This window comes from Bradyrhizobium sp. 190 (genome assembly GCF_023073415.1).
Classification (GTDB): Bacteria; Pseudomonadota; Alphaproteobacteria; order Rhizobiales; family Xanthobacteraceae; genus Bradyrhizobium.
Genome location: NZ_JADPJL010000008.1, coordinates 106,263 through 120,837, shown reverse-complemented (window position 1 = coordinate 120,837; position 14,575 = coordinate 106,263). Strand labels below are relative to the sequence as shown.

Here is a 14,575-nt window from a genome sequence, read left to right as displayed (position 1 = left end):
GGTCGATATGATGCGCTTGAGAACGGCGCTCGCGCTGGCAGCAATTGTTGCGGCGCCGCCTCTTCTGGCTACGCCCGGCCTGGCGCAGGACTATCCCTCCCGGCCGGTGAAGGTGATTGTTCCCTTCGGCGCCGGTGGCCCTGCCGACGTCACCGCCCGCCAGATCGGGAACATTCTGCAGGAAAGTTTTGGCCAGCCCTTCGTCGTCGAGAACCGCACCGGAGCCGGCGGCGTGATCGGTACGCAGGAGGCCGTCAAGTCACCACCCGATGGCTATACGCTGTTGATGATGTCGAATACCCAGACCGCGAATGAATCGCTGGTTCCGCAGCGCAAATATGAACTGATGCGCGATCTCGCACCGATCGCGCCGGTGAACTACTCCGATCTCGTGATCGTGGTTCATCCCTCCGTGCAGGCGAAGACGCTGCCGGAATTCATCGCGCTTGCCAAATCGCAACCTGCGAAACTGAACTACGCGTCATCGGGCCAGGGCACGCCGTACCACATGGCGGGCGAGCTGTTCAAAGCCATGGCCGGCATCGACGTCTTGCACGTGCCCTACCGCAACAGCGGCGAAGCGCGCAGCGGCGTGATCGGCGGCCAGGTGCAGATGATGATCGACGCGGTTCCAGCGATGGCCCCCAACGTCGCCGAAAATCAGGTACGCGCGCTGGCGACGACAGGCAAGACGCGCTCGACCGTGCTGCCCAACGCGCCCACGGTGATCGAGGCCGGCATTCCCGGCTATGAGGCCACCATCTGGCTCGGCCTGATGGCGCCCGCGGGCACGCCAAAGCCGATCATCGACAAACTCAATGCGGCCGTGAAAGCAATTGTGAAACGGCCCGATATCGTCAAGCTCTGGACCCAGCAGGGCGCTGTTCCCATGTCGATGACGCCGGAGGAGTTCGACAAATTCCTGCGCGGCGATATTGTGAAGTGGGCGGAGGTGGTCAAGAAATTCGACAAGCCGCCGCAATAAGAAGCCGTGAGCAAAGGTTCGCCCTCGATGCCGAGCGTTCGATTTCGCCTCAACGGCGCCGAGATGGAAGTCGATGCCGATCCCGACCGGTCATTGCTGGACATTCTGCGCGGGCAACTCCGCGTGACCGGACCACATTTCGGCTGCGGCGCCGGCGAATGCGGCGCCTGCAACGTCATCATTGGCGATCGCGCGGTATCCGCCTGCGATACACCGCTCTGGTCGGTGGCCGACAAAGATATCACGACGATCGAAGGGCTGGGAACGAGCGAGCGACCGCATCCGCTGCAGCGCGCCTTCATCGCCGAACAGGCGCTGCAATGCGGTTATTGCGTCTCCGGCATCCTGATGAGCGCAGCGGCGCTGTTGAAGCGAAATCCGTCGCCGACGAGCCGGGAGGTGAAGGAAGCGCTCGATCGCAATCTCTGCCGCTGCGGATCGCATAATCGTATGGTGCGGGCGGTACTGCGGGCGGCGGAAGAAATGGCGGCAGGATGAATCAGCCCGCGCCCGCTCCCTCCCCGCCCGCACTGCCGGTAAGCCTTGCAGCGAATCCGAAGCTGTCGGCGTGGCTGAAATTCTCAAGCACCGGGCAGGTAGCGATCTCGCCCGGCAAGGTGGAGATCGGGCAAGGCATCGTGACGGCGCTGGCGCAGATCGCCGCGGATGAGCTCGATATCGATCTCTCGCGCGTGCAGATGGTCCGTGCGTCGACCGCCACAAGCCCCAACGAAGGCGTCACATCGGGCAGCCTCTCCATCCAGCAGTCGGGCTGCGCGCTGCGCCATGCGTGCGCCGAGATCCGCCGGATCTTTCTTCAGCAGGCGGCCGAACGGCTGGGGGTTGATATCGATGCGCTCGACATCGAGGACGGCACCATTTCGGGACCGGGCAACGTCAGGACCAGCTATTGGGAACTTGCCGAGGAAGTCTCGCTCGATCGCGACGCCACGCCGGGCGTAACGCCAAAGATCGCATCGCGCCGGGCGTTGGCTGGCAGTTCAATTCAGCGAATCGACATTCCGGACAAGGTTTTGGGCCGGCCGCGATTCATCCACGACCAGGCACTGCCGGGAATGCTGCATGGCCGCGTGCTACGGCCGGAGGACGCGCGCGCGAAGCTTTCGGAATTGAGAGAGGATGGCGCCCGCGCGGTGGCTGGCCTCGTCGCCATCGTGCGCGACGGCAGTTTTGCCGGTGTCGTCAGCGAGACCGAGCATGGCGCGGAGGCGGCTCTCAACGCCTTGCGCAAAGGCGCGTCCTGGTCCGACGGCGAGCCCCTGCCCGACGAAAACGATCTTGCTTCATTCCTGAAAGCTCAGCCATCGGAATCGACGACCATCGACAAGAAAACGGCTGCATCGCCCGGCGCGGCGGTGCGGACCATCAGGCGGCAATATACCCGCCCCTACATTGCGCACGCGTCGATCGCACCGTCCTGCGGGATGGCGCAGTGGAACGGCGACCGTGTCCATGTCTGGACCCACAGCCAGGGCGTCTATCTCCTCCGCGCCGATCTGGCGCTGGTTCTCAAGCTGCCGGTCGAGAACATCACGGTCGAGCACATGGAAGGCGCCGGCTGCTACGGGCATAACGCCGCCGACGACGTCGCGCTTGATGCCGTGCTGCTAGCCAAAACCGCAGGCGGCCGACCGGTGCGCGTCCAGTGGTCACGCCAAAGCGAGATGTCCGATGCGCCCTTTGGGGCGGCGATGGCGATCGAGATCGAGGCTGACCTCGATGCGCAAGGCGAAATCGTGGACTGGCGACACGGTATCTGGGGCAACGGCCACGTAGCACGGCCGGGCCGCGCGGCACTGCCCGCCCTGCTGGCGGGATTCGAGCTGGCAGAACCGTTTCCGCGCATGGTCTCAACCAATCCGCCACAGGCAAACGGCGGCGGCAGTGATCGCAACTCGGTCCCGCTTTATGATTTCCCATCTTGGCACATCGAAAGCCATCGCCTGACAACGATGCCGATCCGCACTTCAGCGCTGCGAACGCTGGGCGCGCAGGGCAATGTGTTTGCGATCGAATCCATCCTCGATGAAATCGCCGCCGAACGCGGCGAGGACCCGGTTGCGTTCCGGCTGCGCCACTTGCGGGATGAGCGGGCAAAAGACGTTATCCGCGCAGTTGCTGCTCGCGCCAAATGGAAGCCCGAGAAGCAGCCGAGCATCGGTCACGGCGTGGCCTTTGCCCGCTACAAGAACACCGGCGCCTATTGCGCCGCGATCGCCGTGATCGAGGGTGCCGAGGATATCCGCGTCAGGAAGCTGACGCTCGCGGTCGATGTCGGCGAAGCGATCAATCCCGACGGCGTCATCAACCAGATCGAGGGCGGCGCCATCCAGGCCACGAGCTGGGTGCTGAAGGAACGGGTCCGCTTCGACCGGCAACGCATCACCAGCACGAGCTGGACGGAATATCCGATCTTGCGTTTCAGCGAAGTGCCCGATGTCGAGGTAGAGGTCATCCAGCGGCCTGATATGGATCCGGTCGGCGCCGGCGAGGCGGCCCACGGCCCTGTTACGGCCGCCATCGCCAACGCCGTGTTCGACGCGCTCGGCGTGCGGATGCGCGATCTTCCGATCACGCGTGACAGGATCATCGCCGCGATGGAATTGACCTCATGAGCAGCCTGAACATCCTGAGCGGCGGTGCGGCGCAGGGTCTGGTCGGAAGCCTGACGCCGGCCTTCAAGGCCCACACAGGAATCGATATCGCAGGCGAATTCGGTGCGGTTGGTGTCATGGCCGACAAATTGCGCCGCGGCACGCCAGCCGACATCGTTATCCTGACCGCGGCGCTCCTCGCCAAACTGGCGGAGGAGAGGCTGGTCGTTGCCGCGACGATTTCCGACGTCGGCTTGGTCGAAACCGCCCTCGCCGTCCGCACCGGCGATCCCGAGGTCACAGTCAGCGATGCTGCGGGCCTGCGCGAGGTCTTGCTGGCCTCCGATGCGATCTTCGTGCCGGACACCAAAGCCTCGACCGCCGGAATTCATGTTGCAAATGTCCTTGATCGGCTCGGCATCGCCGACGAGATTGCCAGCCGGCTCAATATCTTCCCGAACGGTGCGACAGCGATGCGCGAACTGGCCGCGTCCGACGCACGGCGTCCGATCGGGTGCACGCAATCGACCGAGATCATCAGCACCAAAGGCGTAACCTTGTCCGGTTCGCTACCGCCGGGCTGCGAGCTTGCGACCATGTACACGGCGGGCATCACGACCGCCGCCGCCCACCCGCGACAAGCCCAGGCCCTGATCGACCTGTTGACCGGTGCCGAACAACGCGAACAGCGAAAACGCGCGGGCTTCATCGGCGACCGGGACTAGGCGCCAACGCTTCGGTCCAACTCGAGGGTGGGCTTTGACAGTCGCGGCACTGCACCAAACCGGTCGCAGCACGATTTCTGGTTGCCAGAGCCAATTCATATACTAATATATCAATCGAGAAAGCAGCCATGCCCGCTCGCGCATCTAAAAAGACGGATCCAACGATTCGCCGAATGGCCGCCGGCACTCGCCGCAGCGGCAGACCGCGCGCGGCAACGGCAGCGTCCAGGATCTATTCCGACCTTCGCGCCGAATTGGTGTCGCTGCAGCGCCGACCGGGCGAAGCCATCTCGGAAGCGCAGATCGCGCTCTCCTACGGGGTGAGCCGCACCCCCGTTCGCGAGGCGATCCTGAAATTATCGGATGAAGGCCTGCTGGAGATATATCCCCAATCCGGCATCTTCGTCTCACGCATTCCGGTTGCAGCGCTGCCGGAAGCGATCATCATCCGCAAGGCGCTAGAGGAAACCACCGCGCGGCTCGCCGCGGAACGCGCGACATCGAGCCAGATACTGGCGCTGCAGTCGATCCTGGAGCGCCAGCGCGAGGCCAGCGCTGCCGGAGACAGCGATACGTTCCATCAGGCCGATGAAATGTTTCATGCTACAGTCGCCGATGTCGCCGGCTATCCCGGAATCTGGAAATATATCCAGCAGGTGAAGGTCCACGTCGATCGCTATCGCCGGCTAACCCTGCCCCAGCGCGGGCGGATCGCAAAGGTGATCGTCGAACACGAGGCCGTGCTGACTGCGATCGAGGCGCATGACGCGGAAGGCGCAAGGCGGGCGATGGAAATCCACCTCGAAAACCTTCTCGAGAACATCTCGGCGACCCAGCATATCAATCCGGAGTACTTCGACGAGCGACCTTAGAGTTCGAAAAGTCCATAAAACGATAAACAACATCAGGAGGAACACCATGAAACGCCGCGACTTCATCAGGTTGAGCGCAGGGCTCGGGGCCACGATGGCGGCCACGACGCCGCTGTCATCCGCATTCGCTCAAACGAAAATGGTGCTGAAGGCTTCCGACGTTCATCCGCTCGGCTATCCGACGGTCGAAGCCGTCGTCCGGATGGGCAAGAAGCTGGAAGCCGCCACCAACGGCCGGCTGACGATCCAGATGTTCCCCTCGATGCAGCTCGGCGGCGAAAAGGAAATGATCGAGCAGGCCCAGCTCGGCGCGCTGCAGTTCGCCCGTATTTCGGTCGGCGCCGTCGGCCCCGTCGTGGACGACGTCAACGTCTTCAACATGCCGTTCGTCTTCCGTAACTCCAAGCATATGGAGAAAGTCATCGACGGCGAAATCGGCGACGAACTGCTGGCGAAGATTTCCGCGAACGAAAAGACCAACCTGATCGCGCTGTGCTGGATGAACGCCGGCTCGCGCAACGTCTACAACAACAAGCGGCCGATCCGGACCATTGCCGACCTCAAGGGCCTCAAGGTCCGCATGATGGGCAATCCGCTGTTCGTCGACACCATGAACGCGCTGGGCGGCAATGGCGTCGCGCTCGGCTTCGACCAAGTGTTCAGCTCGATGCAAACGGGCGTGGTCGATGGCGCCGAGAACAATCCACCGTCGTTCGTAGCGCAGAACCATAATCAGGTGGCCAAGTATTTCACGATGACCGAGCACCTGATCATTCCGGAGCTTTTGGTGTTCTCGCGCATCTCCTGGCAGAAGCTGTCGCCGGACGATCAGGCGCTGATCAAGAAGCTTTCCAAGGAAGCGCAGGCCGAGCAGCGCGTGCTCTGGTATGAAGCTGAGAACGCAGCCATCGAAAAAATGAAGGCGTCCGGAACCGAAATCATCACCGACATCGACAAGAAGCCGTTCCAGGAAGCCGTCAAACCGGTCTGGGACAAGTACGGCGCGAAGTATGCGGCCATGGTCAAGCGTATCGAGGCGGTCCAGTAGGACGCTATCCGCGATAGAGGCGTGGCCGGATAATGTCCGTTCCGGCCACCGCCTCTCCGAGCCGCCGAAGCGATTTGAAGCGCCGTTATTCCGAGGTCAAAATGTCCAATTCTGCGGCAGGAGTTTTCCGGCGTGTGAGCGATGCGGTTTACTGGACCGGCGCTGCGATCGCGTGCGTGGCGCTCGTGCTGGTCTCGGCGGTCATTCCGTGGGCCGTCTATACCCGCTACGTCCTCAACAGCGCCTCGTCATGGCCCGAGCCGATGGCCGTGCTGCTGACCGTCGGCATCACCTTCATCGGCTCAGCCAACTGCTATCGCCAGCGCATCCACATGAACATGACCGTTGGCACCGACTTGCTGCCGCCGCTGCTGCGCCGCGCTTCGTTGTTCCTCAGCGAAGTCTTGATGGGCGTGATTGCGATCTTCATGGTGGTGTGGGGGCTGCGGCTCGTTCACACCACCTGGGATAATTCGGTTGACGAATTCCCATGGTTGTCGGTCGGCATCACCTACCTTCCGATCGTGGTCAGCGGCGCCATGATGCTTCTATTCGTCGTCGAACGCCTGACCATCGGCCCGCCGCCGCGTGACGGCAGCGACGCTCACATACCGGTCGAGTAATTGCCATGGATATCGCGGTTCTGCTTCTCAGCATGTGCTTGTTCTTCGCGATCGGCATGCCGATCGCCTATGCGCTGGCCTTGTCCTCGCTCGTCGGCGCGCTCTGGATCGACTTGCCGGTCGGCGCGGTCATGCAGCAATTCGCCAGCGGCGTCGGCAAGGTCTCGATGCTGACCATCCCGTTCTTCGTGCTGGCAGGCGCCATCATGGCCGAGGGCGGCATGGCCAGGCGGCTGGTCGACTTCGCCGCCGTCGTCGTCGGGTTCACGCGCATACGGGGCGGCCTCTCGCAGGTCAATATCCTCGCGACCACGATCATGAGCGGCATCTCGGGATCGTCGGTTGCCGATACGTCTGCGATCGGTTCGGTGATGATTCCCCAGATGGCCGCCAAGGGCTATCCGCGGGTGTTCGCAACCAATGTGACCATCAGCGCGTCCCTGCAGGCCATCATCATTCCGCCGAGCCATAACTCGGTGATCTATTCGCTGGCCACCGGCGGCGTGGTTTCGATCACCAGCCTATTCCTGGCCGGCGTGCTCCCCGGCCTGCTGCTCGGCTTTTCGCTGATGGTGCTTTGCCTGTTCTACGCCTATCGCGACAAGCATCCCAAGGGCGAGCCTGTGCCGATCCGACAGGCGGTCAAGATGCTTGGCGACGCCGTGTGGGGAATCGTGACGCTGGTCATCGTTCTGGGCGGCATCCTCACCGGCGTCTTCACGCCGATCGAGGCGGGTGCCGTCGCATGCGTCTGGGCGTTCTTCGTCACGATGTTCATCTATCGCGACTACAAATGGTCCGAACTGCCGCTACTGGTCTACAAGACACTGCAAACGGTTGCGATGGTGCTGACGCTGGTCGCGACGGCATCATGCTTCGGCTATATCGCCGCCCTGATGCAGCTGCCGGCAAAGATGACCGAGTTCTTCGTTGCCATATCGAGCAACAAATACGTGCTGCTGATGTGGTTGAACATCATGCTGCTGGTTCTGGGAACGGCGCTCGATCTCGCGCCCCTGCTGCTGATCTGTACGCCGATCCTGCTGCCTGTCGTGAAGAGCTTCGGCATCGATCCCGTGCATTTCGGCATCGTCATGCTGCTCAATCTCGGCATCGGCCTGCTGACGCCGCCGGTGGGGACGACGCTGTTCGTCGGCTGCGCCATCGGCAAGGTTTCCGTTGACGAGGTGATGCGCGGCATCTGGCCATTCTACTACGTGATGTTTACGGTGCTGATGATCGTGACCTACGTGCCCTGGCTGTCGCTGGCGCTGCCGAGGGCATTCGGGTTCTAGAACAGACGCCGCAGTCCGCGGCGGGGAGACTTTGCGTGAAGATCGTCGACCTCAGCCGCGAGCTCTATCACCGCACGCCGAGCTATCCTGGCCACCCTCCCGTCATGCACGGCGTGTGGAAGACCCACGAAGAATCCTTTGCCGAGTCCGGCAATGTGCACGGGCTGGCGTCGATGTTCATCTCCATGGTGGACCACGCCGGTACCCACATCGACGCGCCCAGGCATTTCGGCAAGAGCGGCATATCCATCGACGAGTATCCACTGGAGAAATGCATCGTGCCGGGCATCTGCATCGACCTGCGCCACATCGCGCCGCGCGCCGAGATTACGCCTGCCGATCTCGAGGCGGCGGTGACGAAGGCCGGCGTGCCCGTTCCGAGGGGTGGTACCGTGCTGCTCTGCACCGGTCACCACGAACGAACATTCCCCCGCAAGGAATATTCGAGCGACAATTCCGGCGTGAACGTCGCCGCCACCGAATGGCTGGCGCAGCAGGGCGTCGTGCATTTCGGTATCGATTCGATGCGGCCGGGACCTGAGGGCAAGGTGAATGCCCTCGTCCACAAGGCCTGCCTCGACCTCGACATCACCCATATCGAGAGCCTGTGCAATCTCGAAGCGCTGCTTGGCCGCGGCCAGTTCACCTTTATCGGCCTACCGATGAAGTGGCGCGGCGGGACGGCTTCGCCGATCCGCGCCGTTGCGGTGTTTGACATGTGAAGCCGGGGAAGGCGCCGAACCGGCGTAACGTCTTCGACAAAGGCGGCATCTAGCCGCTTACCCGACCTTCCCTTTCGGACGAGGCGCGTATGGACGCGCCGTGAAAGCTTGCCTAAACTCATCCCAATAATGGCCGATGCCGGGGCAAAGCGGCGCGGATAATCGTACGGGAACACCCGTCGAATCAGGGGAGGAGAACATGGACCGTCTTCGGCGGACTAATCGCGCTGTCCTATTTGCATCAGTCGCTGCGACGTCGCTTGGGCTGGCGGTACCCGCGTCCGCTCAGGAAACCTTCAAGCTTGGCATCGTGACGTTCCTGTCGGGGCCGGCGGCGGATAGCTTTGGTGTTCCTGCCCGCAATGGCGCGCAATTCGTCATCGATCAGCTGAACAAGGGTTCAGTGCCCTCGCCTTACGAGAAGGTCGGCTTCGGTGGCATGAAGATCGAGCCCGTCATCATTGACGAGAATGGCGGCGCCACCAAGCAGGTGCAGGAACTGCGCAATCTCTATCAGCGCGACAATGTCGACGTCGTGCTTGGCTACATCAGCTCAGGCGACTGCCTGGCGGTAGCACCGATCGCAGAAGAGTTGAAGAAGATGCTGGTGCTGATGGACTGCGGCACACCGCGCATCTTCGAGGAAGCCAAATACAACTACGTGTTCCGTACCGCTGCCCATGCCACGATGGATAACGTCGGCCTCGTCAGATACATGAAGGCCAAGAACATCAAGATGGACTCGCTTTCGGCGATCAACCAGGATTACGCTTGGGGCCAGGACAGCCGGGCCGATTTCGTCGCCGCCGCCCAGCAGCTCTACCCCAACGTCAAGGTTCAGACGGACCTGCTGCCCAAGTTCGGTGCAGGCCAGTACGGCACCGAAATTTCCGCGCTGGTAGGCGCCGGCTCCGATGTGGTCTATTCGAGCCTGTGGGGCGGCGACCTGCAGGCCTTCGTCCTGCAATCTGTTCCCCGCGGGTTGTCGAAGCGTAGCCAGTTGGTGTTCAGCGCCGCCGACCACGTGCTGCCCCCGCTCGGCGACAAGATGCCCGACGGCACCATCCTCGGCGCGCGCGGCGCCTACGGCCTGATGTCGCAGAAGTCGCCGCTGAACGATTGGCTATTCAAGGGATACGAAGCCGCCAACGGCGTCTATCCGGTCCAGGCCGCCTATCGCATTACGCAATCGATTCTTGGATTGAAGGCGGCCGTCGAAAAGGCCATGAGCAAGAACGGCGGCAAGAAGCCTTCGACCGATGAAATGGTCGCGGCAATGACCGGCCTGGAGTGGCCGTCGCCCGGCGGACTCATTCAGATGAAGCTCGCCGACGGCCATCAGGCGATCCAGCCGATCGCCTTCAGCCGCACCAAATACAATCCGGATCTCAAGCGAGTTGATCTGGTCGATATCCAGTACTTCGCCGCCGAATGCGTCAACCCGCCCCCGGGCGTGAAGTCGATCGACTGGATCAAAGGCGGCATGCAGGGCGCCAAGTGCAATTAGGCCGCACTGGCATCCAATGATGCACACATGGCGGCGCGTGATTAAGCTCCGCGCCGCCTTTTTCTGCCACCGACGACCCGCGTGACTCCACCGCCATGAATTTCTTTCTGACGATCGTTCTCGATGGCCTGATTCAGGCCTCGTGGCTGTTCATCGTCGCCCTCGGCCTGACGCTGGTATTCGGCGTATTGAAGATCCTCAACATCGCCCATGGCAGCTTCTACGCCCTCGGCGCCTATATCGCGGCAACCGCAGTAACCATGGTGGCCGCGCGCGGCCTCCCCCCAAGCGTTGGTTTCGTCGCCATGCTGCTCTCGGTGGCGCTGATCGCGTCCGCCGTCGGACTTCTGCTGGAACGCGGCCTCCTGAAAATGTTCTACGGCCGCGACGAAGTGGTGCTGCTGCTGGTGACCTACGCCGTGTTTCTGATCCTTGAAGACGTCACCAAGCTGATCTGGGGCGTCAATCCGATCTATGCGACGCAGCCATATGAGTTGTTCGGCAATCTCGAATTCGCCGGGCTCTATTACGTCGGCTACGATCTGGTGCTGATCCCGATCTCGGCCTTGATCGGCTTTGCGATCTGGTTCGGCCTCAATCGCACCGTGATCGGCAAGATAGTTCTGGCGGTGATCCACAATGAGGAAATGAGCGTCAGCATGGGCGTACGGGTCAACCGCGTCTATGCGATCGCCTTTGCATTTGGCGTCCTGCTCGCCGCCCTCGCCGGCGCGCTGACCGCGCCCAAAATATCGATGCAGCCCGGCCTCAGTTCGGACGTCATCATCCTGAGCTTTGCTATCGTGGTGATCGGCGGGTTGGGCAGCGTCGAGGGCGCGGCCGTCGGCGCCATTCTGGTCGGGCTGGCGCGCGCCGCATCGGTGCACCTGATGCCGCAGGCTGAACTGTTCATGATCTATCTGATCATGGCGGCCGTGCTGATGTTTCGCCCTGAGGGTCTTTTCAAGCGCGAGACGGCAAGGCGGATTTGATGAAGAAGGACCTGCATCCGCTGGCCATGATCGCCGTCATCGCGGGGGTGACCTTGTTCGGCCGCGTGCTGCCGACCTGGACTTTGTCGCTGGCGACGATTGCCGCCTCCAATGCGCTGATCGCCCTTGGCATCGTCGTGCTGGCGCGCACCGGCAACGTCTCGTTCGGTCAGGGCCTGTTCTTTGCCGCCGGCGGCTATGGCGTGGCGCTGATCGCCAACGCCTGGGGTCTCACCGACGCGGTGGCGCAGGTGATCGTCGGCGCGGCCTGCGGCGGCCTGCTCGGCCTGGTCATCGGGCCGTTGATCGCGCGCTACAGCGGAATTTTCTTCGGCATGCTGACATTGGCGCTATCGATGGTGTTTTACGGCGCGCTGGTGAAATCGACCGCGCTTGGCGGCTCCGACGGGTTCAATGTCGGACGACCAAGCCTGTTTGGCATGACCTTCACCGATCCGCGCGAGGCCGACTTCATGCTGTATGCCGTCTCGGTCATCGTTACCGGTCTTGCCGGCATCGGCGCGACCTTCCTGTTCCGGTCCGAATTCGGTCTTGCCAGCCTTGCGGTGCGTGAAAACAACCTGCGCGTCGAATATCTCGGCCTCTCGGCCAACCGGATCATATCGATCAACTTCCTGATCGCCGCGATCTTCGCCGGCGCCAGCGGCGCCTTTGCCCTGATGGCGCAGCGGCATATCGATCCGCAATTCGCATACTGGACCACATCGGGCGAATTCGTCTTCGTGGCGGTGCTTGCCGGCAACCAGAGCGTGGCCGCCGTCTTCGTCGCCTCGATGGCGCTGGAGCTGGTCCGTTCGTTCTCGAACCTCTATTTGCCCAATACCTGGCAGCTCGTGCTCGGCGTCTTCCTCCTGGGCGTCATTCTGTTTCTGCCGCGTGGCATCGGTTCGCTCTGGATCAGGGACCGGCGCAAGCGGCGCATCTCGGCCACGGCTCCCCTCACCGCCGAACGAGGAGCCGCACCGTGAACCCGGTTCTTTCGGTACGCAGGCTCGAGAAGCGCTTTGGCGCGGTGGTTGCGGCCGATGCGCTTACCCTCGATGTTCCGGCCGGTCAGAAGATCAGCCTGATCGGCGCCAACGGCGCCGGTAAAACCACCTTCGTCAACATGGTCACCGGCTACCTCAAGCCCGACAGCGGGACGATCCTGCTCGACGGAATTGACATCGGCAGACGCTCGCCACGAAGCGTTGCCCGGCTTGGCATCTCCCGTTCCTTCCAGATTCCACAACTGTTTGTCGAGCTCACCGCCGCCGAAAATCTCACTGTGGCGATTTCCGGCATCGGCACACGGATGTCGCTCCGGGCGCCGGCGGAGGCCCAAGGCCGCCGCGACAAGGCCGTCGAGTTGCTGGAACGCTTTGGCCTTGCCGATCTGGCCGATCGTCCAATCTCGGAGCTTGCGGGCGGCGTGCGCAAACTGATCGACATCGCCATGGCATTGGTACGCCGTCCAAGACTACTGCTGCTGGATGAGCCGACCTCCGGAGTATCGGCGGAAGAAAAATTCACGACCATGGATCGCGTTATCCACGCCGTCGCGCCCGACGCAGCGACCATCGTATTCGTCGAGCACGACATGGAAATCGTCAGCCGCTATGCCGATCGCGTGGTGGCGTTCTATCAGGGCCGGATTCTGGCCGACGGGGTGCCCGCCGAGGTCCTGAATAATCAGGAAGTCCGCCGCTACGTCACCGGAGGCCTGCGATGAACGGCGCGGCGCCACTGCTTGCAATCGACGATCTTGTCGTCGAGATCCAGTCGATGCCGGCATTGCGTGGCTTTACAATGCACGTCGCGAAAGGCGCCATGGTCAGTCTGGTGGGCCGCAACGGCGCCGGCAAGACAACGCTGATGCGTTCGATCATGGGGCATCTCACACCGGCCAGGGGCATGGTGTGGTTCGAAGGCAACGACCTGTCATCCCGTCCGCGCCATGCGCGCGCGGCACTCGGGATCGGTTATATGCCGGAAGATCGCTGCCTGGTGCCGCAGTTGACGGTCGAGGAAAACATCATGTTGCCGTTGTGGGTTGCGGGGCATCTCGACCGCAAGGCCCGGCTCGACTTCGTCTATGAGGTGATCGGCGAACTCACCGAGATGCGCCAGCGCAAGGCGCTATTGCTGAGCGGCGGACAGCAAAAGCTGGTCGCGCTCGGCCGGGCGCTTGCCATTGGCACCAAATGCCTGCTGCTCGACGAGCCGTTCGAAGGCATCGCGCCGGCGCTGTCGGAACGGCTGTCGGCGGTGCTCGCATCCCTCAAGGGCAAGGATCTGACCTTGCTGATGTCGCAATCGGACCTGAATCACTCGCGTGGGCTGATTGACGTGGAATTCACGATTGAACGTGGCGCCAATCCTGCACCCGTCAGCCAATGAGCCTTGAGCGTCCCGACTTCGCTGGCCGCCTTCGCGAAGCGCATCGCCGGTCATTCGCCGCCGTGCCCTGACCCCGCTTCCGCCATCTCGCGAAGCATCTCGGCATTCAGCACAACGATGGCACCGTGCTCGAGCCGGACCAAATCGCGGCCTGCCCAGGCGCGCAATTGCTTGTTGATGCTCTCCCGGGTCATGCCAACCATCTCGCTGATCTCCTGCTGCGTGATCGCGATGGTTCGACCCTGCGGCGCAGACGTATGCTTTTCGGACAGGCGAAGCAGCGCGCTGGCGAGCCGTCCGGGCAGATTCTGCAGGATAATCTGCTCGACCTGATCACTGGTCACTCGCAACCGCTCACAGAGCAATTCGATAAACTTCATCGCCAGCGCCGGTTGAGCTTTCACAAAGGGGATGAATTCGCGCCGGTCGATGACGAAGAGTTCGCAATTGCTGTTTGCGATGGCGTCGGCGGAGCGGGCTCTTCCGTCGAGCAGCGCGATCTCGCCGAAAATTTCCCCAGGTCCAACGATATTCAGGATCGCGTTGCGGCCATCCGGCGAGGAAATACTCATCTTCACCGTACCCGAAATGACCGCGTACAGGCTGTGGCCGGCGTCCCCTTTTGAAAACAGCGTGGCGCCCCGCTTCAGCGTGGAGTGTTTGGCGTAACGGCAGAGCTGCTCAAAAGCCTCTGGCTCGAGGTCGGCAAAAATCGGGTGCTTGCGCAAGACCGATAGCTTGCTGCTCGAGAATCCGTGAGCTTCACCCGTCCTTTGTTGAGGCACGCCAGT

General features: G+C 62.4%; 15 protein-coding genes. 14 read left to right on the top strand and 1 reads right to left on the bottom strand.

What is annotated here, in order from left to right:
* Positions 1-10 precede the first annotated feature (10 nt).
* The 14 genes from IVB22_RS04375 (at position 11) to IVB22_RS04310 (ending at position 13,784) form a co-directional block, all read left to right on the top strand.
* Complete coding sequence (locus IVB22_RS04375) at positions 11-985, top strand: Bug family tripartite tricarboxylate transporter substrate binding protein (RefSeq protein WP_374207490.1); 975 nt, start codon at positions 11-13, stop codon at positions 983-985.
* 27 nt (positions 986-1,012) lie between these two features.
* Positions 1,013-1,483: a (2Fe-2S)-binding protein gene (locus IVB22_RS04370; RefSeq protein WP_247516938.1), complete on the top strand. Its 471-nt coding sequence runs from the start codon at positions 1,013-1,015 to the stop codon at positions 1,481-1,483.
* Positions 1,480-3,621 (top strand): molybdopterin cofactor-binding domain-containing protein, encoded by a 2,142-nt coding sequence (locus tag IVB22_RS04365; RefSeq protein WP_247516085.1) that lies wholly within the window; start codon positions 1,480-1,482, stop codon positions 3,619-3,621. Before IVB22_RS04370 ends, IVB22_RS04365 begins: the two co-directional genes overlap by 4 nt.
* The gene (locus IVB22_RS04360) at positions 3,618-4,325 is read left to right on the top strand and encodes a substrate-binding domain-containing protein (RefSeq protein ID WP_247516084.1); all 708 of its coding nucleotides are present in this window, start codon (positions 3,618-3,620) and stop codon (positions 4,323-4,325) included. The genes IVB22_RS04365 and IVB22_RS04360 overlap by 4 nt, the downstream gene beginning before the upstream one ends.
* A gap of 173 nt (positions 4,326-4,498) precedes the next feature.
* A complete protein-coding gene (locus IVB22_RS04355; protein WP_247516083.1) occupies positions 4,499-5,197 on the top strand; it encodes a GntR family transcriptional regulator in 699 nt (232 codons plus the stop codon).
* A gap of 46 nt (positions 5,198-5,243) precedes the next feature.
* Positions 5,244-6,245 carry a TRAP transporter substrate-binding protein gene (locus IVB22_RS04350; RefSeq protein ID WP_247516082.1) on the top strand — a complete coding sequence of 334 codons (1,002 nt, stop codon included), beginning with the start codon at positions 5,244-5,246 and terminating at the stop codon, positions 6,243-6,245.
* A 134-nt stretch (positions 6,246-6,379) separates the two neighbouring features.
* Positions 6,380-6,868 (top strand): TRAP transporter small permease, encoded by a 489-nt coding sequence (locus IVB22_RS04345; RefSeq protein WP_247516081.1) that lies wholly within the window; start codon positions 6,380-6,382, stop codon positions 6,866-6,868.
* A gap of 5 nt (positions 6,869-6,873) precedes the next feature.
* A complete protein-coding gene (locus tag IVB22_RS04340) occupies positions 6,874-8,163 on the top strand; it encodes a TRAP transporter large permease (protein WP_247516080.1) in 1,290 nt (429 codons plus the stop codon).
* A 35-nt stretch (positions 8,164-8,198) separates the two neighbouring features.
* On the top strand, positions 8,199-8,885 hold the full coding sequence (locus IVB22_RS04335; protein ID WP_214490002.1) for a cyclase family protein: 687 nt from the start codon (positions 8,199-8,201) through the stop codon (positions 8,883-8,885).
* Positions 8,886-9,084: 199 nt separating this feature from the next.
* Positions 9,085-10,392, top strand: a complete 1,308-nt coding sequence (locus tag IVB22_RS04330) for an ABC transporter substrate-binding protein (protein WP_247516079.1) — start codon at positions 9,085-9,087, stop codon at positions 10,390-10,392.
* 95 nt (positions 10,393-10,487) lie between these two features.
* The gene (locus IVB22_RS04325; protein WP_247516078.1) at positions 10,488-11,384 is read left to right on the top strand and encodes a branched-chain amino acid ABC transporter permease; all 897 of its coding nucleotides are present in this window, start codon (positions 10,488-10,490) and stop codon (positions 11,382-11,384) included.
* On the top strand, positions 11,384-12,373 hold the full coding sequence (locus tag IVB22_RS04320; protein WP_247516077.1) for a branched-chain amino acid ABC transporter permease: 990 nt from the start codon (positions 11,384-11,386) through the stop codon (positions 12,371-12,373). Before IVB22_RS04325 ends, IVB22_RS04320 begins: the two co-directional genes overlap by 1 nt.
* Positions 12,370-13,116, top strand: a complete 747-nt coding sequence (locus IVB22_RS04315) for an ABC transporter ATP-binding protein (protein WP_247516076.1) — start codon at positions 12,370-12,372, stop codon at positions 13,114-13,116. The genes IVB22_RS04320 and IVB22_RS04315 overlap by 4 nt, the downstream gene beginning before the upstream one ends.
* Positions 13,113-13,784: an ATP-binding cassette domain-containing protein gene (locus IVB22_RS04310; RefSeq protein WP_247516075.1), complete on the top strand. Its 672-nt coding sequence runs from the start codon at positions 13,113-13,115 to the stop codon at positions 13,782-13,784. Before IVB22_RS04315 ends, IVB22_RS04310 begins: the two co-directional genes overlap by 4 nt.
* A gap of 50 nt (positions 13,785-13,834) precedes the next feature.
* Here IVB22_RS04310 and IVB22_RS04305 read toward each other — a convergent pair whose 3' ends face one another.
* Positions 13,835-14,569, bottom strand: coding sequence for a Crp/Fnr family transcriptional regulator (locus IVB22_RS04305; RefSeq protein WP_247516937.1), 735 nt, complete (start codon positions 14,567-14,569; stop codon positions 13,835-13,837).
* Between the last annotated feature and the right edge of the window lie 6 nt (positions 14,570-14,575).

What these genes read in the sequence shown, in the direction of transcription:
- IVB22_RS04375 (WP_374207490.1), top strand. Translation starts at nt 11, where the DNA reads ATGCGCTTGAGAACGGCGCTCGCGCTGGCAGCAATTGTTGCGGCGCCG.
- IVB22_RS04370 (WP_247516938.1), top strand. Translation starts at nt 1,013, where the DNA reads ATGCCGAGCGTTCGATTTCGCCTCAACGGCGCCGAGATGGAAGTCGAT.
- IVB22_RS04365 (WP_247516085.1), top strand. Translation starts at nt 1,480, where the DNA reads ATGAATCAGCCCGCGCCCGCTCCCTCCCCGCCCGCACTGCCGGTAAGC.
- IVB22_RS04360 (WP_247516084.1), top strand. Translation starts at nt 3,618, where the DNA reads ATGAGCAGCCTGAACATCCTGAGCGGCGGTGCGGCGCAGGGTCTGGTC.
- IVB22_RS04355 (WP_247516083.1), top strand. Translation starts at nt 4,499, where the DNA reads ATGGCCGCCGGCACTCGCCGCAGCGGCAGACCGCGCGCGGCAACGGCA.
- IVB22_RS04350 (WP_247516082.1), top strand. Translation starts at nt 5,244, where the DNA reads ATGAAACGCCGCGACTTCATCAGGTTGAGCGCAGGGCTCGGGGCCACG.
- IVB22_RS04340 (WP_247516080.1), top strand. Translation starts at nt 6,874, where the DNA reads ATGGATATCGCGGTTCTGCTTCTCAGCATGTGCTTGTTCTTCGCGATC.
- IVB22_RS04330 (WP_247516079.1), top strand. Translation starts at nt 9,085, where the DNA reads ATGGACCGTCTTCGGCGGACTAATCGCGCTGTCCTATTTGCATCAGTC.
- IVB22_RS04325 (WP_247516078.1), top strand. Translation starts at nt 10,488, where the DNA reads ATGAATTTCTTTCTGACGATCGTTCTCGATGGCCTGATTCAGGCCTCG.
- IVB22_RS04320 (WP_247516077.1), top strand. Translation starts at nt 11,384, where the DNA reads ATGAAGAAGGACCTGCATCCGCTGGCCATGATCGCCGTCATCGCGGGG.
- IVB22_RS04310 (WP_247516075.1), top strand. Translation starts at nt 13,113, where the DNA reads ATGAACGGCGCGGCGCCACTGCTTGCAATCGACGATCTTGTCGTCGAG.